Origin of the sequence: Metamycoplasma arthritidis (assembly GCF_900660715.1) — a bacterium.
GTDB lineage: Bacteria > Bacillota_I > Bacilli_A > Mycoplasmatales > Metamycoplasmataceae > Metamycoplasma > Metamycoplasma arthritidis.
The window spans coordinates 351,023-374,270 of record NZ_LR215047.1 but is presented as its reverse complement, the minus strand read 5'-3'; the positions used below and the strand labels follow the sequence as shown (position 1 = coordinate 374,270).

General features: G+C 32.5%; 23 protein-coding genes and 1 pseudogene. 19 read left to right on the top strand and 5 right to left on the bottom strand.

The window, feature by feature from the left end; all coding sequences use genetic code 4:
• The first annotated feature begins 10 nt into the window (after positions 1–10).
• The 11 genes and pseudogenes from rplO (at position 11) to rpmF (ending at position 6,117) form a co-directional block, all read left to right on the top strand.
• Positions 11–447, top strand: a pseudogene (rplO, locus tag EXC42_RS01645) (50S ribosomal protein L15).
• A complete protein-coding gene (gene secY / locus EXC42_RS01640) occupies positions 447–1,919 on the top strand; it encodes a preprotein translocase subunit SecY (protein WP_012498237.1) in 1,473 nt (490 codons plus the stop codon). The pseudogene rplO and the gene secY overlap by 1 nt, the downstream one beginning before the upstream one ends.
• On the top strand, positions 1,913–2,611 hold the full coding sequence (locus tag EXC42_RS01635) for an adenylate kinase (protein WP_012498236.1): 699 nt from the start codon (positions 1,913–1,915) through the stop codon (positions 2,609–2,611). Before secY ends, EXC42_RS01635 begins: the two co-directional genes overlap by 7 nt.
• The gene (gene map, locus EXC42_RS01630; RefSeq protein ID WP_012498235.1) at positions 2,605–3,357 is read left to right on the top strand and encodes a type I methionyl aminopeptidase; all 753 of its coding nucleotides are present in this window, start codon (positions 2,605–2,607) and stop codon (positions 3,355–3,357) included. The genes EXC42_RS01635 and map overlap by 7 nt, the downstream gene beginning before the upstream one ends.
• On the top strand, positions 3,358–3,573 hold the full coding sequence (gene infA, locus EXC42_RS01625; RefSeq protein ID WP_129648873.1) for a translation initiation factor IF-1: 216 nt from the start codon (positions 3,358–3,360) through the stop codon (positions 3,571–3,573).
• 12 nt (positions 3,574–3,585) lie between these two features.
• Positions 3,586–3,699 (top strand): 50S ribosomal protein L36, encoded by a 114-nt coding sequence (gene rpmJ, locus EXC42_RS01620; RefSeq protein ID WP_012498233.1) that lies wholly within the window; start codon positions 3,586–3,588, stop codon positions 3,697–3,699.
• Between the two features lie 3 nt (positions 3,700–3,702).
• Complete coding sequence (gene rpsM, locus EXC42_RS01615; RefSeq protein ID WP_012498232.1) at positions 3,703–4,071, top strand: 30S ribosomal protein S13; 369 nt, start codon at positions 3,703–3,705, stop codon at positions 4,069–4,071.
• Positions 4,072–4,073: 2 nt separating this feature from the next.
• On the top strand, positions 4,074–4,448 hold the full coding sequence (rpsK, locus tag EXC42_RS01610; RefSeq protein WP_012498231.1) for a 30S ribosomal protein S11: 375 nt from the start codon (positions 4,074–4,076) through the stop codon (positions 4,446–4,448).
• Positions 4,449–4,473: 25 nt separating this feature from the next.
• Positions 4,474–5,526 (top strand): DNA-directed RNA polymerase subunit alpha, encoded by a 1,053-nt coding sequence (locus EXC42_RS01605; RefSeq protein WP_012498230.1) that lies wholly within the window; start codon positions 4,474–4,476, stop codon positions 5,524–5,526.
• Positions 5,526–5,891 (top strand): 50S ribosomal protein L17, encoded by a 366-nt coding sequence (gene rplQ / locus EXC42_RS01600; RefSeq protein ID WP_012498229.1) that lies wholly within the window; start codon positions 5,526–5,528, stop codon positions 5,889–5,891. Before EXC42_RS01605 ends, rplQ begins: the two co-directional genes overlap by 1 nt.
• 28 nt (positions 5,892–5,919) lie before the next feature.
• Complete coding sequence (gene rpmF / locus EXC42_RS01595) at positions 5,920–6,117, top strand: 50S ribosomal protein L32 (protein ID WP_012498228.1); 198 nt, start codon at positions 5,920–5,922, stop codon at positions 6,115–6,117.
• Between the two features lie 92 nt (positions 6,118–6,209).
• On the opposite strand, the gene EXC42_RS01590 is transcribed toward rpmF, so the two are convergent.
• On the bottom strand, positions 6,210–6,731 hold the full coding sequence (locus EXC42_RS01590; protein ID WP_012498227.1) for a deoxycytidylate deaminase: 522 nt from the start codon (positions 6,729–6,731) through the stop codon (positions 6,210–6,212).
• A gap of 398 nt (positions 6,732–7,129) precedes the next feature.
• On the opposite strand from EXC42_RS01590, the gene EXC42_RS06065 reads away from it, so the two are divergent.
• From EXC42_RS06065 to EXC42_RS01550, 8 genes are all read left to right on the top strand, one after another.
• The gene (locus EXC42_RS06065) at positions 7,130–7,336 is read left to right on the top strand and encodes a hypothetical protein (RefSeq protein WP_012498226.1); all 207 of its coding nucleotides are present in this window, start codon (positions 7,130–7,132) and stop codon (positions 7,334–7,336) included.
• A gap of 320 nt (positions 7,337–7,656) precedes the next feature.
• Positions 7,657–10,413 (top strand): OppA family ABC transporter substrate-binding lipoprotein, encoded by a 2,757-nt coding sequence (locus tag EXC42_RS06060; RefSeq protein WP_129648870.1) that lies wholly within the window; start codon positions 7,657–7,659, stop codon positions 10,411–10,413.
• Between the two features lie 12 nt (positions 10,414–10,425).
• Positions 10,426–11,565, top strand: coding sequence for an ABC transporter permease (locus EXC42_RS01575; protein ID WP_012498224.1), 1,140 nt, complete (start codon positions 10,426–10,428; stop codon positions 11,563–11,565).
• Entirely contained in the window at positions 11,558–12,832 is a 1,275-nt protein-coding gene (locus EXC42_RS01570) for an ABC transporter permease (RefSeq protein ID WP_012498223.1), read from the top strand. Before EXC42_RS01575 ends, EXC42_RS01570 begins: the two co-directional genes overlap by 8 nt.
• Complete coding sequence (locus EXC42_RS01565) at positions 12,825–14,006, top strand: ABC transporter ATP-binding protein (RefSeq protein WP_012498222.1); 1,182 nt, start codon at positions 12,825–12,827, stop codon at positions 14,004–14,006. Before EXC42_RS01570 ends, EXC42_RS01565 begins: the two co-directional genes overlap by 8 nt.
• Positions 13,996–16,479, top strand: a complete 2,484-nt coding sequence (locus EXC42_RS01560) for an ATP-binding cassette domain-containing protein (RefSeq protein ID WP_012498221.1) — start codon at positions 13,996–13,998, stop codon at positions 16,477–16,479. The genes EXC42_RS01565 and EXC42_RS01560 overlap by 11 nt, the downstream gene beginning before the upstream one ends.
• A gap of 103 nt (positions 16,480–16,582) precedes the next feature.
• Entirely contained in the window at positions 16,583–17,050 is a 468-nt protein-coding gene (locus tag EXC42_RS06055) for a hypothetical protein (protein ID WP_012498220.1), read from the top strand.
• A 14-nt stretch (positions 17,051–17,064) separates the two neighbouring features.
• Positions 17,065–17,796, top strand: coding sequence for a triose-phosphate isomerase (locus EXC42_RS01550; RefSeq protein ID WP_012498219.1), 732 nt, complete (start codon positions 17,065–17,067; stop codon positions 17,794–17,796).
• Between the two features lie 69 nt (positions 17,797–17,865).
• Here EXC42_RS01550 and rnr read toward each other — a convergent pair whose 3' ends face one another.
• From rnr to hisS, 4 genes are read right to left on the bottom strand one after another with little or no spacing between them, the layout of a single operon-like run.
• Positions 17,866–20,022: a ribonuclease R gene (rnr, locus tag EXC42_RS01545; protein WP_012498218.1), complete on the bottom strand. Its 2,157-nt coding sequence runs from the start codon at positions 20,020–20,022 to the stop codon at positions 17,866–17,868.
• Between the two features lie 3 nt (positions 20,023–20,025).
• Positions 20,026–20,277: a preprotein translocase subunit SecG gene (gene secG, locus EXC42_RS01540; protein ID WP_012498217.1), complete on the bottom strand. Its 252-nt coding sequence runs from the start codon at positions 20,275–20,277 to the stop codon at positions 20,026–20,028.
• A gap of 21 nt (positions 20,278–20,298) precedes the next feature.
• Positions 20,299–21,972, bottom strand: coding sequence for an aspartate--tRNA ligase (gene aspS, locus EXC42_RS01535; RefSeq protein ID WP_012498216.1), 1,674 nt, complete (start codon positions 21,970–21,972; stop codon positions 20,299–20,301).
• 15 nt (positions 21,973–21,987) lie between these two features.
• Positions 21,988–23,241, bottom strand: coding sequence for a histidine--tRNA ligase (gene hisS, locus EXC42_RS01530; protein WP_012498215.1), 1,254 nt, complete (start codon positions 23,239–23,241; stop codon positions 21,988–21,990).
• Positions 23,242–23,248: the final 7 nt, after the last annotated feature.

Genomic DNA, 23,248 nt, shown 5'->3' with positions numbered 1-23,248 from the left:
AAAAGAAGTTATGGAATTACATACATTAAAAGCAACTCCTGGTTCTAGAAAAGCGAAACACCGTGTTGGTCGTGGTCACGCTGCTGGTAAAGGTAAGCAAGCGGGTCGTGGTCAAAGTGGACAAACCAAGAGAAGCACTGTTAGATTAGGATTTGAAGGGGGTCAACTACCTCTATTCAGAAGAATTCCTAAAAGAGGTTTCAATAACGTTAATCACGTTGAATACCAAACTGTAAACTTAGTAGATTTAGAAAACAAATATAGCACTGGAGAAGTAGTATCTTACGAAACTCTTCTAGCTAAAGGTTTAATAAAAAGAAATTTACCTGTTAAAATACTAGCAAAGGTACATTAACTAAAAAACTAACTATTGAAATCCCTACACTTTCGCAATCAGCAAAAACTGCGATTGAAAAAGTTGGAGGAACAATTATCGAGGTTAAATAATGGCTAAAAAAAATGCGCAATTGGAAAGAGAAAAAAACACTGAAAAATTAGAGCGTAAGCTTGCAATTGATCAGTTTCTTAACGAAAGAAGAAATTCTTGACAAGATTGATGACGTAATCATGATCTTTTTAAAAAAATCCTCTTTACCCTTTTCATTTTGACCATTTTTATAGCAGCCGGGACAATTACTATTCCCGGCGTTAATCTTGTCAACCAAAATAGTATTACTCAAGGCGATTTTGTCGGCATTCTTAACTTGGTTGGGGGTGGCGGACTAAGAAACTTCTCAATCGTCGCCTTAGGAATTGGGCCATTTATTTCCGCTAGCCTAGTAATGATGATTTTACAAACTAAGGCTTTTCCAGCCATTCATCGACTAAGTCAATCAGGGCCACAAGGAAGAATTAAAATCAATTTTATTACTTGATTTATTACGGTTTTCTTTGCCGTTGTCCAAGCATTTTTAATCACAAGAGCATTGATCAATCCTCGTTCAGGCTTCGGTATTACTTTTGCTAAACAAGTAACAACGGTTTTTGGTCCAAATGGCAATGCAATTTATGGATATTTTGTCTTACCAATAATCTTAATTTCCGGATCATTTTTCTCACTATTTCTAAGTGAACAAATCACTAATAAAGGTGTGGGAAATGGTACTAGCTTATTAATTTTTGTTGGTATTGCCACTAACCTAATTCCTACTTTCCGTAGTGCTTTTGAATACTATGTTCCTTCGGTTAACAAAACTTCATTAGTACTAAGAGAGTTAATTAATTTCTTTGTCTATTTACTAGGATACATGCTAGTAATTATGGTTGTTGTAATCTTTACAATTGCCGAACGAAGAATTCCAATTCAACAAGTTGGAGCTGGTCTTTCACGAAATGAAAAAGAACTAAGTTATTTACCAATTAAAGCAAACCCAGCGGGAATTATGAGTGTAATTTTTTCACTAATGATTCTTAGTTTGCCCATGATGATTGGTAATCTAACTAATCCAAACACTAGTTACTATTACTATTGAGTTAATAATAATTTGCAACTAACACAACCACTTGGATTTTTCTTATTCATAATTATCACTTTTGGTCTTTCGATTCTAATGGGAATCCAACAATCAAAAGTTGATAAGATTAGTGAAGATTTTGCTAAGAGTAGTACTTTTATTCCTGGCATTAGACCAGGCGAACAAACCGAAAGTTATTTACTGGACTCAGTAATTAGATTATCGTTTTTTGCCTCATTTTATTTAATTGTTTTAGGAGCCTTGCAATACATTCAACAAATGTTTGGCATGCCCGCTTCAATTGCATTCGGTGGCACGAGCATTATGATTTTAGTATCAACCGCATATGAAACTGTGCAACAAGTAAAAGCACGGTACAAATCACAAGAACTAGCTCGTAAACGTCGGCAAATTCGTGATCTAAAAGAAATTTATGGTGAAGAGGAAGAGGATTTAATATGATAGCCAATACTGATGGTAACCCATCTTTAAAAAGCGAAAAGAAAAGCTTGCCTAACGTTATTTTTCTAGGCGCGCCGGGAGCTGGTAAAGGCTCAGTAGCATCGCGCCTAGCTAAAGAAGAAGGCTACTCGCATCTTTCGACAGGCGAAATGTTTCGCCAAGAGATTCAAAATCAAACTCAGCTTGGCAAAGAGGTTAAATCAATTTTAGACTCAGGGGCATATGTTGATGATTCTTTAACTAATCGTCTTGTGCAAGAACGTCTAAGTGATCTTTCTAAAAAACATATTGCTTTTATTTTAGATGGTTATCCTCGCACCTTAGATCAAGCTAATTTCTTAGCTAATCTAAAAGACCAAGGAATCACAATCGATAAAGTGGTTCTCTTAAACATTACTGAACAACAAGTTATCAAAAGGCTTTCTAAAAGAAGAATTTGTCCAGCTGATAAAACTATTTATCATTTGGAATTTAATCCTCCTAAAAAAGCCGGCGTTTGCGATAAATGTCAAACAGCCCTAATCAAACGCCCTGATGACGCTCCAGAAGTAATCAAACAACGTCTTGCTGTTTATGCATCACAAACAAAAATCCTAATTGATTATTATAAAAATTTAGGAATCTTAAAAGAAGTAAACGCATATCAAAGCACCGATCGTGTTTATAACGATACCAAGAAGGCCTTAGAATGATAAAACTAAAAACTTCTTATGAAATTGAACGCATCAAACAAGCATGCAAAATCTTGGCAGAAGTCAAAGTTGTGGTATATGACTTTATAAGACCAGGTGTTTCTTTAAAAGAAATTGATGACGTCGCTTTTAATGAAATCAAAAAACGCCACGGTAAACCAGCTTTTTTAGGACAATATAGTTTTCCTAATACATGCTGCATTTCCGTAAATGAAGAGTTAATTCACGGTATTCCTTCTAATTACATCTTAAAAGAAGGTGATATTGTTAAAGTTGACCTTGGCGTTATCTACGATGGATATTACTCAGATTCAGCTTTCACTAAAGGTGTGGGCAAAATCTCAGATGAAAATAAAAAGTTAATCCAAGTAGCAAAAGACGCATTCTATGTTGGTTTCAATGCCATTAAAGTTGGCAAAAGAATTGGTGATATTTCCGCTGCTATTGGTGATTTTATTCGCAAAGCCGGCTATTTCACTCCTGATGAGTACACTGGTCATGGGATTGGCAAAGAATTGCACGAAGATCCAATGGTCTTTAACGACGGCGTTGCTGGTACAGGCCCACTAATTCGTAACAAAATGGTAATTTGCATTGAACCAATGATTCTAAAAAAATCAAAAAATGTAGCAGTCAAGGAAGATGGTTGAACAGTTTATGATCCGCTTGGATATGACACTGCTCATTATGAACAAACCATCCTAATTGATAATGATCAAGCTTACATTTTGACAGGAGACAGCATATAGATGGCAAAAGATGCTATAAAAATGTCAGGAAAAGTAGTCAAAGTATATAACACTAAAGACTACGATGTCACCTTAGAAAATGGCATCACTATAAAAGCATTTATTTCTAGGAAAATGGCATTTCATAATATTAAAATGATTCCCGGCGATGAAGTTGATGTCGAACTTAGTCCATATGACATGACCAAAGGTCGTATTGTTTTTAGACGTAAGTAAAAGGAGAAAACTATGAAAGTAAGAGCTTCAATCAAACGCATTTGCCGTGAATGCAAGCTAATTAAAAGACACGGTGTAAATCGTATTATTTGTGTAAACCCAAAACACAAACAAAGACAAGGATAGAAAATGGCAAGAGTTTTAAACGTTGAAATTCCCAATAAAAAAAGAGCAGTTATTTCTCTAACTTATATCTTTGGAATTGGAAAAACTTTAGCATCACAAATTCTAAAAGATGCTAATGTTGATGAAAACAAAAAAGTTGAAAGCCTAAGCGAAGAAGAACTAACTCGTATTCGTGAAGAAGCTAAAAAATATGTTACTGAAGGTGATCTTCGTCGTGAAATCAACCTTAACATTAAAAGATTAATGGAAATTAAATCATATCGTGGCATTAGACACCGTAAAGGACTACCTGTACGTGGTCAATGTACGCAAAAAAACGCTCGTACTAGAAAAGGGCCAAGAAAAACAATTGCTGGAAAGAAAGGTAAATAATAATGGCTAAAAAAGTTAAAAAAGTAGTTCCTCAAGGTATTGCTCACATTCACTCAACTTACCAAAACACTATTGTTTCTTTTTCTGATTTAAAAGGTAATGTTTTTGCTTGATCATCATCAGGCGCAATTGGCTATAAAGGCACCAAGAAAAAAACTCCATACGCAGCTGGTTTGGCCGCTGCTGCCGCACTTGAAAAAGCTAAAGAATTTGGCTTAAAAGAAGTTTCTATTTTAGTCAAAGGAGTTGGTCCAGGTAAGGCAACCGCTCGTAAACAAATCGAAGCAAGCGGCTTAACAATTAAAGAAGTTAAAGACGTGACCCCTACTCCTCACAACGGTACAAGACCACCAAAGAAAATCTTAAAGAGAATGTAGTAAGTGAGGAAGTTAGTTAAACAAAATGGAAAAAATTCAAAAAATTACTTATAAAGAATCATTAGCAGAACGTAAGACCGACTTCGATACCACTTTTGTAATCGAACCTTTAATGCGTGGTTATGCTAATACATTAGGTACTGTACTAAGAAGAACTTTGCTTTCTTCAATTACTTCAGTAGCCCCATTTGCAATTAAAATCAATAATGTACAACACGAATTTGAAACCTTACCAGGTGTAAAAGAAGATGTTGTTACTTTGATTGCTAATATTCGTAAAATTCGTTTCACTTATAAACCAGAACTTTTTGAAAAAGAAAACCTTGCAAGAATTTCTTTTAAAGCAACCCACGATGGCGATATTACCGCTTCAGACATTAACGAACCTTCAGGACTTGAAATTGTTAATAAAGACCAACACATCTGTTCACTACAAAAAGGAACTACTCTAGAATTTGATCTTTTTCTAAGAGTTGGTCGTGGATACATTGACTTTGAAGAAAACAAAACCATTATTCAAGAATATGGTCCAAAACTAGAAAGCAAAATTAAAAAAGGACAATTCTTAGCAATTGACAGTGACTTTAGCCCAGTTAAAAATTGTGCAATTCACTTTGAAGAACTAAATACTTCAGCTAAAAATGTTGAAGAAAGACTAAAAATCTCAGTGCAAACTGATGGCACACTTGACGCCAAAAGTGCTATGCAACAAGCGGCAACTATTATTGTTGCTCACTTCCAAATCATTGGTAATATTGATGCTCTTGGCACAATTAATTTATTTGAAGAAGCAAGGGACAAAAAAGAAAAAACTACGAAACTTAACTTGCCAATTGAAAAACTTAACCTGACAATTCGTAGTCTAAATGCCCTTCGAAGAGCAAATTACAATACCATTGATGAACTACTAAAACTAAGTGAAGATGAACTATCAAATATTAAAAACTTAGGAAAAAAATCAGTTCAAGACATTATTGATAAATTAGTAGAATGAAAAACCAAGCATCAAGATGGCGATTTCTCTGATGATATGGTTGAAGAAGTTGATGAACAATCTATTGATAAAGGAGATAAATAATGGCAAATCCTAAACAAGTATTTCGTAGAAACACTGAATGATGAAATCACGTTGAACGTTCATTAGTAACTGATTTATTAATTCATGGCGAAATCAAAACTACCTTAGAAAGAGCTAAACGAATTAAATCTAAAGCAGAAAAAATGATTACTTTAGGTAAACTTAACACTTTAGCATCACGTCGTCAAGCTCTTAAATACCTACGGCTAATCCCTTCAAAAGTGGCCAACAAAGACTCAGTTCAATACTTATTTGACACTATTGCGCCAAAATACAAAAACCGCGCTGGTGGATATACTAGAATTATTAAAATTCAAAATCGTGCTGGTGACAATGCCAAAATGGCACTTATTCAACTAGTATAATAACTTTAAAAAAAAGGAGAAATAAAAAATGGCAGTTGTACCAAAGCGAAAAACTAGTAAACAAAGAAAAGCTCTTCGTAGAAGCCATCACGCTCTTGAAGCATTAACTTTAGTTGAATGTAAAAACTGTAAACAATCAATCGTTCCACACCAAGCATGTAAATACTGCGGCTTTTATAAAGATAAAAAAGTTATTAAAGTTGCACTAAACGACCAAGTTAAATAATTTTTAAACTGTTAGCAAAAAAAATAAAGGCCTTGAATTATCTAGGCCTTTATTTTTAGTTTATAAACACTTATTTTGCCATTTATTGCTTTTTATTCCAGCTCTTTAAAATTAATTTCAAAGTTAGGCATTTTGACAATCTCAACCCCAAAAGTTGTCAAAATCAACTGCGACGCTTTAAATTCATCAGCTTCTGAGCGATAAGCTTCGGCATAGACTACTTTTTTAATTTTAGATTGTACTACTAATTTAGCACACATCGCACATGGTGAATGCGTTACATACAAAGTCGATCCTGGCTCAATGTGACTGCTTGTGATATTAGCGTTAATAATCGCATTCTGCTCAGCATGAACGACATAAGTATATTTTGAGTTAATAATATCATCTTTGTTGCTAGGACGATCTCAGGGAAATTGCGTGTCATTATTAATTTTGGTATTGTTAAAGCTAGTTGGCATTCCGTTATATCCTAAAGATACAATGTAATTTTTGGTATTAACAATGCAAGCGCCAACTTTAGTTGAGGGATCTTTTGATCGCATCGCACTTAGTTTGGCTAGTGACATGAAATATTTATCTCAGTCAATTACATAATTATCATTATTGTTCATTGGACTTTCCTTATTAATGAAATGAATTTACTCATTAAATTCTACCATTTTTTGTTGCTTAGATAAAGACAAAAACAGGCTCCGCAGATCCTGTTTTCTATTATTCAGGGAAATAAACACAAATGTGTTCGGATAAGACATTAACTATGTTAATCCACTTAACATGTAAGTGAATCAAAATCATTATATATAAAAAAACTCAATTAATACAAAAAAGATTAAAAATTTTCACTCAACCATAGCTTGCTAGTAAATACCTATTATAGTGATGCGTTTATTACGCAAAATTTCTATTTTTAGTTCAATAAAAATTGTTTTGACATAAAAAAGTGCAGTTTTTTCATATAAAAATATACTTTTCAAGTAAAATGATACCTATAAACATGGAGAAAAACCTAATGAACGAATTTAAAAGACTAAACCAAGCGTCATTTAATAACTTCATTATCGCAGCTGATGCGATTTTTTCAACATGAACCATTATTAACATCAATGATAAGGAAGATATGGATAAGATGTTTATTGACAATTGCGAAATGTCTAATAATTATCTACACCCATACTATCAAGGAGAAGTTAATAATGAAACTCTTATTTCACTTTAAAAATAATATTTTAATCAAAAACTATAAAAAGATTTATATGGCTTTTAGAGGATCTTAGTTAACAAGATTTTACTTATTCTTATTAACTAAATTTAACCAAACTTACTCATTTTTACTCCCAAAAGCCACATAAACTCTTATTTTAATGGTTCATTATGGAATAATGAAACCCAAGACTTATAAAATAAACTATAATTAAAACCGTATATTTTTCGTAACGAAAGTAAATATGCGCATAATAATGTAAAGATGTTTATTAATAAGCAAAAATAACCAACTATATTCAAAAATAATTCAAAAAAATAAACTTAAGGAAAATTATGAAAAACAAAAAAAGCAAATATCTGCTCTACGCACTTAGTGCTGCTACTTTGGCAATGGCTCCAACTGTTGCTTTAGTTAGTGCAAGCTGTGTTCAAAGCGTTGTTTCAAAAGGTGAATACGTTTACGAATTTAACTCAATTTCATCAAGACGTGGTTTCCTACACGATGGCTCAAGCTCATACGGTGGTTATGTTTCCAATGCAACCACTCAATACACTTCAGGTTCTTTACTTAGAGCTGAAGCTATTGGTGCACACGAGGTTTCTTTTGTTGGTCGTAAACAATACATTACTAAACCTACTTTTATTAGAAAACGTTTAGAATTAGCAAAACAAGTTATTCTTACTCTTGATGATGGGACAGTAAAAGTTTATGACAATGATAAAGCTGAAATTTTACCAGAAGGAGATATTACTCATGAAGGTAAAAAATATTACTCATCAACTAACGTAGTAGCTACCTCAAGCGACTCTCGTTCAATTAACAGCAAACAATTTCTTGAAGATCTAAAAAAGACCAAAAAATTCCAAGTTACTATTCGTGAAGATGTTCATTGAGTTGACCACGCTGGTAAAAAAACCGAATATAAAGTTCAAGCCAAAGACTTTTACTATTCATGATTAAGAACGGCATTATTAACAACTTCAACTCGTCATGCAAATGGCGGAAGCGAAGCGCTTGATAAATTAGCAAAAGCACATTTAGAGCAAAATACCTTGCGTTATGGTACAGATACCGAGTATAACAACGAATACTTGTACGGCGTTTTTGGAATTGATAGTTCTAAATTCTATGACGAAAGTTCATTCATTCAAACAATAACATCAGGTGAAGCTTCGGGTAAACAGGCAGTTACTTTCGAAAAAAAAGAAGGCGCAACTGCTGACTTTGAAAACTTAATTAACAAAAATTTAATTAATAACGGTGACTTTTTTGCTGCTCCTTCACAGTACATTGATGATTTAAATGAGAAAAAAACTCAAAATATTCTAAATTACACAGGAACATCAGTTCCAGATAATGTTGACACTTTTAAAGAAGAATTAGAAAAAATAAAAGATACAAAAGCATACAAAGCCGGGGTTTATTGATATGGTAGTGCAATCGAAAATACGCTTTATGCTGGAAACTATTATGTATCTTCGACTGCACCCTTAACAACTGAACTTGTTAAAAATACTCACTATTGAGATGCTGATTGAGTAAAAGACGAAACTAGACTTAAAAAAATTATTTTTAAATATCAACAACGTCCTCAAGAAAAAGAAATTTTCTCAACTAGAACTTGAAACCTTTATAAACAAGGCCAACTTTCAAGTATTCCATTTTCAACTTTAACACAAGCCCAACAACAAGAAGCAATTCGAAATGCTACTAAATTAGGATTAACTTATAGAAAACCAGAGAATCGTACTAGACCATATTGATTTTCATTAACGACGCCATGAGTACGTACGACTGACAAAGCAAACGCTAAAAACTTTTATGGCTTTTCAGATGCTTATGGCAAGATGATGTGAGGTGGTACTAAAGAAGAATTAGCCGAAGACAAAGCTGATAGTAAAACTTATTTCAATGGTCTAGGACTTTCATTTAGAACTATTTTAAACGCGGCAATTAACTGAGAGTTTTTTGCTTCACAATCAACTGGTGGTCAAGGTCGTGCATGACTTGCTAAAGTTGCTGAAGCTAGTTCAATTGGCGGTTCAGACCAAGTTTCAAATCCCAAAAAACCTATTGATTTTGATGAAAAAATTAATTCATTATTTGCTATTGATGTTAATGGCAAGAAAATTGATTTTGGTGGTACGCTAGGTAAAGAACTTAGTTTGAAAGAAAACTCTGAAGCTATTAAAAATAAAGATGATATTACCGAAAAAATCAAATCAGCCGGTTTTGCAAAGCTAAAAGAAGAAATGAAGAAAGTTATTGATAAATTTGATCAAGACAACCCTACTTTAAAAGATCAAGACTTTGAATATAACATCTTCTATCCATATCTAAACCCAGATGTTAACTTAGGAAACGCAATAGATTTAGTAATTGAGGCCGCTAAAGCACTAAACCCAAGAATTAAACTAAAATTTGTTTTTGGTCAAAGTGCCGAAGATCCAGTATTTAACTCATACCGTTATAAAGGCGCTGTTGGAACAGTAGTTGCTTCTTGAGGATATGACTACGATAGTATCGGTAGTGGGTACGATGGCCTTTCATGAAATGGTGCTTTCATTCCCTCTTTAGTTAAAATCAAGAATGATAACAATGCAAACTTTAAGGAAGCTTTTCCTAAGCTATCAGAGTTGGCTGAAGATCTCGCAAAATACGAAGAAAGCCACAAAATTATCGGATCAATTCCCTTTGGAGACTTTGATAAAATCTCTAACAAGTACGCTCCAAGCCAAATTGCTCAATTAATACGAGTAAAAACTAAAAAAGACGGCGAGAAGTATGATCTTGAACGTACAAGCGATGGCAAAGCGCAACCCTACCAACCTGGAGAAGGTAAATCTGTCACTGACTTATATGAATGATCATCTATTTTCTGAAACACTTGAGTTAAAACTAAAACCAATGAACATTTAGCTGAACTAATGCACGAAATTACAAGCTTTTTAAAAGTTGATTTTCAAACTGAGATTGCTAAATCTAATGAAGAATTTTCTAAAATGTTAATTCAACCAGGCTATGTTGCACCAAGCATTATTGGTAAAGAATCATTACCTTTTGCTGATTGAAGAATTTTAAAAAAATAATTTAATTAGCCAATGTTTAAATATATTCGGCAAAGAATTTTATTTGCCCTACTAGCATTAATTATTATTTCATTATTCTCTTATGTTTTGGTTGCCGCTTTTGCTCCTAATCCTGTGCGAGCATTAGCAGAAAAATTGGTGTCTTCACCAACCAACCATCGTACTTATGATGAAATTTTAAAAGAATTAGAAGTACAAAACGGTATTCGCTACGGCACACTAGCTGAGCCAGGCGAATACGTTCCTATTTTAGTAAGATACTTCAAGTATATAGGCAACATCTTTCGTGGTAATTGGGGAGCAATTATTAATCCTGATAATAACCCCAACCCAGGAGAGTATGATACAATCCCAAAATTATTCTTCACACCATTAAAATATTCAATTTTAGTTTCAGCACCAGCATTTTTATTTAGTTCAGTTATCGGAACTTCATTAGGAATTTATTCAGGCTACAAACGAGGCAAACTTTTTGATTCATTTACTAATATTTTTGTCCTAATCTTTATTGCTCTACCTTCATTTATTATTGCCCCTATTGCTATTACTATTGCGGCAAGTATGGGCATTTTACCGGAAGTACCCGATTTAAGTTCAGGGCTTTCTGGTGGAGCGATCTTTGTAGCTTATCTACCGCCAATTATTGTTGTTACTTTAGGATCATTGGCGATTTATACAACTTATTCACGTAATCAAGTGATTACAGTATTAACCTCAAACTATGTCTTAATAGCTAAATCAAAAGGACTTAGTCCAAAACAAATTTTCTTTAAATATGTTTTAAGAAATATCTCGATTCCAATTTTTGCGCTGGTTTTCCCATCATTCTTAGGCTTAATTTCAGGAAGTATTATTGTTGAACGTTTCTGAAATATTAAAGGAACTAGCCAAGTAATTGTCTATGCCTTTCCAAGCGGTGAAATTAATATCGTAATGTTCTCGGTTTTATTCTTTACATTATTATCACTAGTTAGCGAAATTATTACTGATATTAGTTATGCCATTTTAGACCCGAGAATTACCTATGGAGTTGCAAGCAAAAAAAATTATTGAGCATTTTACAAAGCTTATTTATTTAGAAAAAAACTTATTAAAGAACTACTGAAATCAGAAGTTCAAACAACCAATGAGAAAGGAATAAAAAATGCTTAGTGCTAATGAGTTTAACAAAAAATATAAGTTAAATAAAGACTTAGTCGATAAGTTTAATTTAATTCCTGACTCAAAAAAACAAACCTTTTTCTCAATTGCGGGCAAGCCAAAAAAAATGGGCGCTGAAATTGCTAAACGTTTTTTTAGCAACCCCATCGTTACCATCTCCTTTATTATCTTTGTTGCCCTGCTGCTATGTGCCATTTTAATTCCCTTGCCGGGGATAAGGGCCTACGAGCCTGGAAAACGTATTAACAACTCTACATACGTTCAGTTTCTTCCCCCTTCATACAATCACTTTAAAACTATTGCTGCTGAGCAAACTAATGCAATTTATCGTTTTTATGAACAACTAAAAGCTGATCCAGATTTTGCTAAGTACTACCGTTTTTTCACCGATACAGTTAGAATTACAGATGACGTCGGGATTGCTTTTAACATGACTTATGACGCTTATGCTCTTTACAAAGTGAGTGTTTTAAACGAAGCATTAGCTACGGCCAAAGCCGCCGGTATTACGGTTGATGATGAATATGTTAGAGCCACAATGGCAAAAATTCCTGAACTTAAAACTTTACTAGGAACTTCTGAAGGTGGCTATGATATTTGAACAACTAGTTGATACGCTACTTGAAAAGCAATCTGAATCGCCATTGTAGCAGCCTCAATTCAAACAATTATTGGTGTTTCGATTGGTGCTTATGCAGGGTTTCATGCCGGTAAAATGCAAGATACTGTCATCATGAGAATTATTGACATTTTTACCTCCGTTCCTTACTTAGTATGACTTTTAATGTTCGTACCAATTATCGGAACTTCATCATGAAGTTTGGTTCTATCACTTGTTTTAGTTGGGTGAAGTGATCCTGTCGGAGCCACGAGACTCTTTGTCATTACCGTAAAAGACGAAGAGTACATTGTTGCTGCTAAATCAATTGGAGCTACTACAACCCGTCAAGTGTTTGTTCACGCTTTACCAGCAGTATTAGGAAAAATTGCAACTAACTTTGTAAGAAAAATCCCAAACACCATTCTTTCAGTTGCATCGCTTGCCTTTTTAGGATTTTTTAAAGATCAAACTGATACTAACTTAGGACAAATGCTAATTGAAGCTACTCCTCATGTTAGTCAAAACGTGTGAATCTTACTTCTACCAGCGCTTATTCTACTAACCTTATCGCTTAGCCTACACTTTGTAGCTCTTGGTGTTCATGATGCCTTAGATCCAAAAATTATGGCCAAAGCAAAAAGAGGTAAACATGCCTAAAAGTAATAAAAAAGTTCTTGAAAATCAACAAGAGAATACTGTAATGAATAGTGACTCTAAAACTCAACAAAAACACGCCAAAATTAGCACGCTAATGAAAAAGTGAGAGGCTCCTTCGCTTCCTAAAAACAAAATTCTTGAAGTAAGGAACCTTCATGTTAGTTTTCCCACCGGACGCAAGAAAACAATTCATATCGTTCGGGGCGTTGATTTAGATGTTTATCAAGGTGAAATTATCGGTCTTGTTGGTGAATCTGGTTCTGGTAAATCAGTAACCTCGAAAACCTTAATTCATATCAATGAAAATGGTATTGTCCTTGCCGATAAAATGCAAATTGGTGACTATGAGTTAACAAAAATCAAAAAAGAAGGTCATTGACAGTATATCCGTGGCTCAAAAATCGGCTATATTCCTCAAGACCCCTTAACTAGTCTAAACCCTACTAGAACTATTGGTAAACAATTGCTTGATGCATTAAACAACAATATTGATTGAAAAGATCGCCCTCTCAAAGAAAAAAAAGATTACCTATTAAATCTGCTAACTAGATTTGGACTAAGAAATGCTGAAGCAATCTTCATGGCTTATCCACATACACTTTCTGGGGGAATGAAGCAACGGATTGTAATTACTATGGTAGTTGCCCTTAAACCAGATTTAATTATCGCGGACGAGCCTACTACTGCGTTAGACCCAACCGTCCAAGCGAGCGTACTTGCTTTATTTGAAGATATTCGTCAACAAATGGGCATTTCGATTATTCTAATTAGCCACAACATCTCAGTTATTGCTAAATTCTGTGACTACATTTATGTTATGTATGCTGGCAAAATTGTGGAACGTGGTAAAAAAGAAGAAATTTTTACTAAACCGGCACACCCTTATACTTGAGCGTTGATTAGTGCAATTCCTGAAAATAAAGACGAAAAACTTTATAACATTCAAGGAACACCACCAGACATGGCAAACTTACCACTTGGTGATCCGTTTGCCCCTAGAAATGAATATGCTTTAGAAATCGATTTTCTCAAAGAACCCCCTTTAATACCGATTACTGATACTCACGCTGCAGCTACTTGGCTGCTACACCCTGAGGCTCCCAAAGTCACTTTATCAAAAACCTTAATCAAACGATTAGAATCATTCAAAAAGGCCTTTAACAATGGAAAATAATACTAATAACAAAAAAGTAATTCTATCCCTTGACAACTTAAAAAAATATTTCATTAATCAAGGTTTTGTTAACAAAGCTGTTGATGGAGTATCTTTTGATGTTCATGAAGGTGAAATCGTTGGATTAATCGGTGAATCAGGCTCGGGTAAAACTACAGTCGGTCGAACTTTAATGCGTCTTTATGAAGATTATAATGGCTTTGTTCGGCTAGATGGCAAAATCATTTCAGGAAAACATATTACTAACAAAAGAAGAAAATTCTTGCGTCGTAATATTCAAATGATTTTCCAAGATCCTCATGCTTCATTAAACGGTCAACAACCAATTTATTCAATTCTTAAAGAACCTTTATTAGTTAATGGTATTATGAGTGATAAATTGGCTGACATTTTCAAAGATTGACAAGCAGTTAAAAGCAGTTTTAAATACACTTTTCATGTTCTAGCAATGGAACTTGAACTTGAAAATTTAAAAGATTTAAACAAGTTAGCACAACCACATTTTGATAAATGAGAAAAAAAACTAAGTGAATTTAACTTTAGCAGCGATCTTCCAATTGAGGATAATTTCAATGCCTTTTTTGGTTATCTTGAAGAAAAACAAGCCGTTGAAAGTTCAATTATTAATAACTTATATTCTAATACTAGTCAACTAATCAACTACTACTACGAATATCAAAGTAAATATCGTAATGGTGAACTTTCTGATATTGAAAAAAAACATTTAGCCGCCAAAGAAAAACAAGAAAAATTAGAGACTTTAAGCAAAAATTCAACTAAAGGATATGAAGCTAAACTAAAGCTAAAAGAACTAAAAGAAGAATTTGCTAAAGAAAAAGAAGACCTAAAAGAACTACTTAGCGCTTCTTCAAACACATTTATTAACTACATTCAAGAATATAAAAATGAGCAAGATTTAGCTAATATTGCGAGATTAATGGCAATTGACCTTGAAGTTTACTTGTATAACTATAAAAATGAATGTTTATACAAAGTAAGAAGAGAAGTACTAAAAAGCTTTAAAAACAAATGTCGTTTCTTACAATTTGAAGAAATTAGAAATCTAATTAGTGAACTTGATAGCTATGTTAATGATTTTTATCAAGAAAAACTAGCATCACTAACTTTTAAAAAAGATGTCAAAGCTCACATTAAGAAAATTATTGCCGACGAATTTAAATTTGAGGCTACCAAATATATTGCTCTTTCTGAACAAGAAGAAAAACAATATCAAGCCAAATTTGCTCAATATCAAGCTGAAATTGAAGCCCAAAAACAAATTATTAGAACCGAAAACACTCCTGAAATTACTAAAGAAGAGTTAAAAATTGCTCAAGAAGCCGCCGTAGAGATTGAAAAAGAATACTTAGTTGGCCGCGCTGAATATTTATCAACTTACAAGTTAAAGATTAAAGAGTTATATGAAGCTATTCAAGACCAAGAAAAACTCTATAACACTCTTAAAAATCAACAAACTATTTGTAATCAAAAATATGAAGAGTTAAAAGCTAAATTCTTTCCATTTCTTAAATCTTTAATTGTAGACGAACGTTCAAAAGTGCAAATTGAATCACTTATTAGTATCTACAAATCCGATTTATTTGTTAAAGAAGAAACACTAAAATCATTTGACATTGAAAAAAAATACTTAAATAAAGATATTTCTGACATTTATTTACTTCTAGGTGTTGATCATAAATGAGTAGAGCAAAACTTGACTTCTAAAAATGCTGAAGCTAAACTAAATGACGAAAATCAATATGGTAAATGACAAAATAAATTTAGTATATTTAATTACAAAGTTTTCAACTTTTTAGCACGTCCTCGGATTGCAAGGCTACTTTATAAAATTATTATTTACAAAGCACTTGAAGATGTTGGACTCCTAAAACAATTTGCTTATCGTTATCCTCATGAATTTAGTGGAGGGCAACTACAAAGAATTGTTATTGCTCGTGCTCTTATTACCGAACCCAAAGTCATTATCGCCGATGAGCCAATTGCTTCGCTAGATATTTCCATTCAAGCTCAAGTGGTTAACTTGTTAAAAGAACTTTGTTTGGAAAAAAATATTGGTCTTGTCTTTATTGCTCACGATTTAAGTATGATTGAGTATGTTGCTGATAACGTTCAAATTATGCACATTGGTAAAATTGTGGAATTTGGTAAGACTGAAGCAATTTATGAAAAACCAATTCACCCTTACACCATTAACCTCTTTAAAGCAATTCCAAAAATTTCTAATGTTAATGAAAAATTCCAAAATGTGTCTTTTGAACTAGACTATTTAAACGAACAGCAATTCCCAAATATTCCTTCGGTTTATAATGTCGAAGAAAATCACTTTGTCTATGGCACTTCAGAACAAGTTAAAAAATGACTAGAAGCCTCAAAAGAAGCGTCTGTAGAAGCAAAAGATGAGACACCAAAAGCAACGAAACCTAAAAAAACTGTGAAGAAATTTATTTATTAATTTAAACATTAATGACTACTTAATTTAAATAAGGTGTATATACATGTATAATGTGTGTATACATTTTTTTTATGACCATTTAGAGGAGAAAAAATAACTAAAGGTGACTAGAAAACAACGTTTTATAGCTTATTTAAAAAATGGTTGAAATAAAGTTACTATAACTTATTTTTTTAGCTCGTTAATTTTATATTTAATAATGTTTTTTATCTTTCGTTACGCAACTAAGTTAAGATGAATTGATGCCCTTACAATTGTGATTGTTACATGCGCTACGATTAATTTTTTCATCCTAATTTTTCGCTGAGGATTTGCTAAGGGAATAATTAATCGCATTAAAGAGTATTTTGCTGAACGCACCATTAGAAGAAAAGCAAGAAAATCCTTTAGTTCTGATATGACTGAACATCAAAAAGCACAAATCCTCATTAAAGAACGGCAAAAAGCTCAACAAGCGTGAATAGAAAAAGAAAAAAAATCACAAAATACAACTAATAATTTGACCTTCTATTTATTGCTTTTACTTGATCTAGTTGCCTTAGTGGCAATGATCCCATTTTTAATTAAATAACAAGGAGTTGAATAATGAAATATTTATTAGGTAACTTGAAAATGAACTTCACATATCAAGAATGTGAAAAATATCTAGACACTTTAGAAAAAGCATTAAGTGAAGCAAACTTAAAAAATGTAATCTTAGGTGTAGCTCCTAGCGCCGAAGCTATGTCACTTATTTTGAAGTTTAAAGATCGTCACTTCTTATTTGGAACACAAAATATTTTTTATAAAGATAAAGGCGCTTATACCGGCGAAGTTTCAATAAGATCAGCTAAAGAATTTGGTTTAGATTTTACTTTGACAGGGCACTCAGAAAGACGTCATACTTTTGGTGAAACTAATGATTTGATTAATAAAAAGATTATGGCAATTAATCAAACTACCATTCAACCAATTTTGTGTATCGGCGAAAACTTAGAAGAATTTAATCAAAAAAGAACTAAAGATGTGCTAACTGAACAAATAACATCAGCACTAAAAAATGTGGATAGTAACTTAGATAATCTAATTATTTCTTATGAGCCTGTATATTCAATTGGCAATGGGCAAGTACCAGAAAATAATTACATTGAACAAGTTGTTAGCTTAATTAAAAAAATTACTAATAATAAATATAAAGTTCTTTATGGTGGCAGTGTTGCTCCTAAGAATATTGAAGAGCTTAATAAAATCAAGAATCTTGATGGTTATTTAGTAGGGTCAGCCGCACTAGACGCTGTTGCTTTTGTAAAGATGGCACAAACAATGGATAAACAATAACTTTACAACCTTCCAAAAACTAATAAAAAAAAGCACCTTAGCGGTGTTTTTTACTTTAATTAGTTGTTATTAAACTAATTTGGCGTTGATATTGCCTTTTTCATGATCAATCGAAGTAATGGCAATTTTATATTCACTACCTACTTTTAAAGTTTTGCTTTTACCTTTAGCTTCGTAACTTGATATCTTAATTAAGCCATCTTCGTCATCTTCGAATCTTATAAGTACGCTCGCTTGATACTCTTCAATATTAAAAAATGCTCCGAATTTTTCAATACTTACTAATTGCGCGACGAAAGTTTTATTAATAAATTTTTCAAAGAATTTGCTTTTCATCACATCAACAACACTACGTTCCACTGTCATAGCAGTTTTTTCCGCTTCGCTATTCATTTGGGCAATGGCTTCGATTTCATCTTTAACTTTCTCGTAGTTTTTGGGATCAAATTTTCCGTTAAGAATATATTTTCTAATTAAGCGATGTAATAGCAAGTCAGGATATCTTCTAATGGGGCTAGTAAAATGTGAATAAGCACTTGAAGCAAGACCAAAATGACCAATATTATTAGAAGAGTATTGGGCTTTTTGCATTGTTCTTAGCAATGCCATTTTTAAATAGTCATCTAATTTAATGGCTTTAATTTTATTAACCATTATTTCAAAAGATTTAGGAGAGCCATCAAATGGAACTTGAATATTTTTCATACCGACAAAACCAAGAAGCTCTTGTAAGGCACTAAGTTTTAAGGTTTCAGGCTTATCATGAATACGATAGATTGAGGGAATCTTCAACTCTTTCATCATTTCAGCAATAGTTTCATTAGCCCTCACCATGAAATCTTCAATTAACTTTTCTGCTTCGCCATCTTTTCTTATGACAATATCCTTAATATCATTGTCTTCCATGATGATTTTAGGCTCTTCAATTTCGAAATCCACATAACCATCTTTGATTTTTTTAGCTCTTAGAATCTTTGATATTTCTCTAGCACGACTAAGAAGATTATTAATCTCGTTAGGAACTTCAATTTTTTGATTAAAGAAATCATTTACTTCATTATAAGTTAAACGATAATCTGATTTGATTAAACTTGCATAAACTTTTGAACTAACATTCTTGCCATGGTTATCTAGTTCAAGCTCTAAGGTTAGACAGGCTCGTATTACATTGGGGTTAAGTGAGCAAATACCATTTGATAAAGCAAAAGGAAGCATCGGAATTACTTTATCCGGCAAGTAAATACTTGTGCCTCGTTCTAGTGCCTCTTTATCAATGGCATCGCCTTCTTTAACGTAATGTGAAACATCAGCAATATGAATGAACAATTTGTAATTGCCATTTTCTAATTTACTACAAGAAATTGCGTCATCAAAGTCCTTAGTATCTAAGCCATCAATGGTAACTGTCAGTAAAGAAGTGAGATCAACTCGATTATCATAATCCTCAGGAATAATTTCTTGAGGAATAGTAGCTGCTTTTTCTAGAACTTCTAGACCAAAGCCGCCTTTGACATCATTCGCCGCCATAATTTTTTTAATTACATAATTTTTATCATTAAGATTAGTGATAATTGAGTCAAAAGCAATTGCAACTGATTTTGCGTTAGGCTCAAGAATAATACATTTTACTAAATCAGTGCTTTTAATAATCTTGGGGAAATTACTAGTATTAATAAAGAAAAAGTTAGCTTTATTTCGTTCGTCAAAGGCGTTAAAAATTGGCCTATTTTCTTTAAATTCAATGAATCCAATAATATTTTTGCAATTGTGTTTGATTACATTGCTAATTACGCCTTTGTATAATGTTTTATTATTTTCGTCTTGGTATGAATAGATTTTTGCTTGTACAAGATCTTTATCTAAGACGTTTTTAAGTTGAAATGGCGCCACAAATGCGCTACATTTATTTTCGTCGTTATTGGTTTCTAAAGCATTATCTAGGTCAATAAAACCAAGTCTTTTGTTAGTGATTGAAATTTGATTTTCAACTTCACAAACATAATTTAAAAGATAAAAATCACCATTTTTGGTTTTGTCAATTTTATTAGCATCTAAAAGTGAATATAAAAATTTCGTTAAATAATGATTATCGCAGGATTTCAGTTTAAGTTCTTTGGCGATTTTAAGAAAAGAAAGCGTTTTAAACTTTTTAATTAAATTTAAAACGTCTTCTTCTTTTATGTTGATGGTGTTTGGTTTGTTATTAAATCTTTTTTTCGGAAACATGATCTATCTTTGAAGTAATACTCTTAGAACAATACACAAAATAAATAGCAGAATGCCACATATAAACATTGATCACTTGAGTAGCTTTTTCACTCCTCTTTCTTTTGATACCTTGAATAAATCAAGATCCCCACTACCAACTAAAGCCCCACTAAAACTATTAGAATCAGGTGACATTAAAAATGAAATGAAAATAATGATTACTGATAGTAAAAGTAGAATGGTAGTTATTGCAATTACTGCTGCTTTATTCATTATTGTTTTTTACTCCTTATATTATTCTAATTTTAGACCATATTCTTTTAATTGACTATCTAATACCTCAGAAGGTGAAGCCGAAAGTAAATCTAACCCTTTAGCATTTTTTGGAAAAGCAATGACATCTCTAATTGATGCTGATTTAGTTAAGATCATTAGTACTCTTTCAATTCCAAATGCAACTCCATTGTGTGGAGGCAAACCATAGTCAAATGCTTTTAAGAAAAATCCAAATTTATTTTGTTGTTCTTTTGGGCTTAAATTTAAAACATTAAACATCTTCTTTTGCACTTCGGGATCGTGAATTCTAATTGAGCCTGATCCTAACTCAAAACCATTTAAAACAAGGTCGTAAGATTTGGCTCTTACTTTACTATATTCTTTGGTTTCTAAATATTTTACCGTACTTTCATCAAATTGTGTGAACGCATGATGTGCAGGTGCTCAAGTTTGTGATTCTTCATCAAATTCAAACATTGGTCAATTAACAATTCATAAAAAGTTTAATTCATCTTCATTGGCCAATCTATAAAGTTCATTCAAAGTTACACGCACAGCACCTAAAGCTTTTAGAGCATTTTCCTCTTTAACACCACTTGAAATAATGATAGTAGGGTTTGCAATTCCTTGACTTTTTGCCATTTCTTTTATAATATCAAGCTTTTTATCTTGGCTTTTATTAGCATTAAGATTAATGACTTCAAGCTGTTCGCCTTGATTTTTTTGGAAAATTTCTTTGACTAAAGACAAGTTGTCGTCAATATTACGATCGAAGAAAATTGCTTTTATAAAGGTGTTTTTTGGGTAAAAAGCTCCTAAGCTATCGCCAAGATCGTTAATTAAAAATTCATAACGAGTATCAGGTTTGTCATTGCCATAGTGTGCCATTGAGTAAAAATAGTCCATGTGTTTAAATGGAGTTTTAATTTTGTATCCTAAATTACCTAATGTCTCTTTTCACATATCTTCACAAATGCTAAAAAGCTCTTCCATGCCACCAAATGACATTTCAATATCTAATTGAGTAAATTCGGGTTGACGGTCTTTTCTTAGATCTTCATCACGAAATACTCTAGCAATTTGAAAGTATCTTTCTACTCCCGAAGCCATTAATAGTTGTTTATACAATTGTGGTGATTGTGGTAAGGCGAAAAACTTGCCTTTTCTTCTAGTTGGAACTAAATAATCGCGCGCCCCTTCAGGGGTTGATTTACAAAGAATAGGTGTTTCGACTTCTATGAAGTTACTTTTATCAAAGTAGTTTCTTATTTCTAGCAATAGTTTGTGCCGAAGTTTTAAATTAGCTAGCATTTTTTCTTGTCTTAGATCTAGAAAACGATATTCAAGTCGCAAGTCTTCATTTGCAGAGTTAGTTTTATTAACTTCAAAAGGAATTTGCTTAGAGGAGTTAAGAATTTCATATTCTTTGACATGCACTTCAACCTCGCCTGAAGGAATTTCTAAATTAGCTTCAAGTCGTTTTTTTACTTCGCCAGTGATTTTTAGGCAGCTTTCTTTAGTTAAAAGTGGGTCAGAAACATCATGAAAAACAAGTTGTACTAAGCCGCTTGAATCACGAAAATCAATAAATAATTGATTTTTAAATTTACGTTTGTTTGCTATTCAACCATAAAGCGTAACTGCTTTACCTTCATCGCCAAGTCGTAACTTGCCCCCATAGATTTTTTTCATAATTAATAAACTCCCTTAGTTTAGATTAGTAATGGCATTTTTGAAGTCTTCGATCGTTTTTAGATTACACAACACTTCACCATTTTTAGTTTTAATTTTTATTTTGTTAGCACCCAATTCCTTGAAAACTAGATATTTAGGATTTAGTTTGAAATTCAAAGTAAAGAGATCTTTTATATCGCATTTTTCATTAACAATTTGGACACGGAATTCTTCTCTTAGTAAATAAGCAGCTTTTAAAATTTCGATTTTTTCATCTTCGTTTAGATAAGCAATGAGAATGTCAATTTGATCATTAAGTTCAGGGTAATTAGCTAAGTTAAAATCAATTATTTCGCTAAGTCTATCAACGCCAAAGGCAAAGCCAATTGAACCAATCGTAGGTCCTTCAAAGCTTTTGACCATGCCATCGTATCTTCCGCCGGCAAGAATTGTTGATTTAGTCCCTAACGCTTTTGAAGTTGATACAAATTCAAAAACTAAATCACCATAGTAATCAATTCCTCTAACCAAAAATGGATTAATAGTATATTTAATTTCAAATTTATCTAGCAACTCTGTGAAACTAGTGAAGTTTTCTCGCTCTTCTTGACTTAAATAATCTAACAGTTTAGGAGCATTTTTAACAAAATCTTTTTCTTGCTCTTCTTTATCATCTAGAATTCTTAAGACGTTTTTTTCTAGTCTAAATTTAGAAAGTTCGCTAAGTTCATCTTGATATTTTGCAAAGTATTTTTTTAGATCGTTTATGTATTGATTACGAGTTTCAATGGAACCCAAGTTATTGATTTCTAAACTAAAGTCAGTAATTCTTATTTTGGTAAGAAAGTCAATGGCTAATTTAATTACTTCAAAATCTTGTAAGATGCTTTTATTAGCAATTAGTTCAATGCCACCTTGATTAAATTGTCTAAAACGTCCCTTTTGAGGCCTTTCATAACGAAACATTGGGCCAAAATAGAAAAGTTTACTTGAACTTAGATTATTGATTCTATTTTCTACAAAAGCTCTAATAGTAGAGGCAGTTGCTTCTGGGCGAAGAGCAATGTTGCGGTCTCCTTTATCTTTGAAAGTGTACATTTCTTTAGTGACAATATCACTAGTTTCACCAACGCTACGTACAAAGAGATTAAGATCTTCGATAATTGGTGTTTCTATATAATCAAAGTTATATTTTTTAGCAATATCAAAAAAAGCATCTTTAATAAAATTAAAGATCTTTGCTTCTTTTCCATAAATATCTTTTGTGCCTTTTAAGCGATTGAACATTATTAAA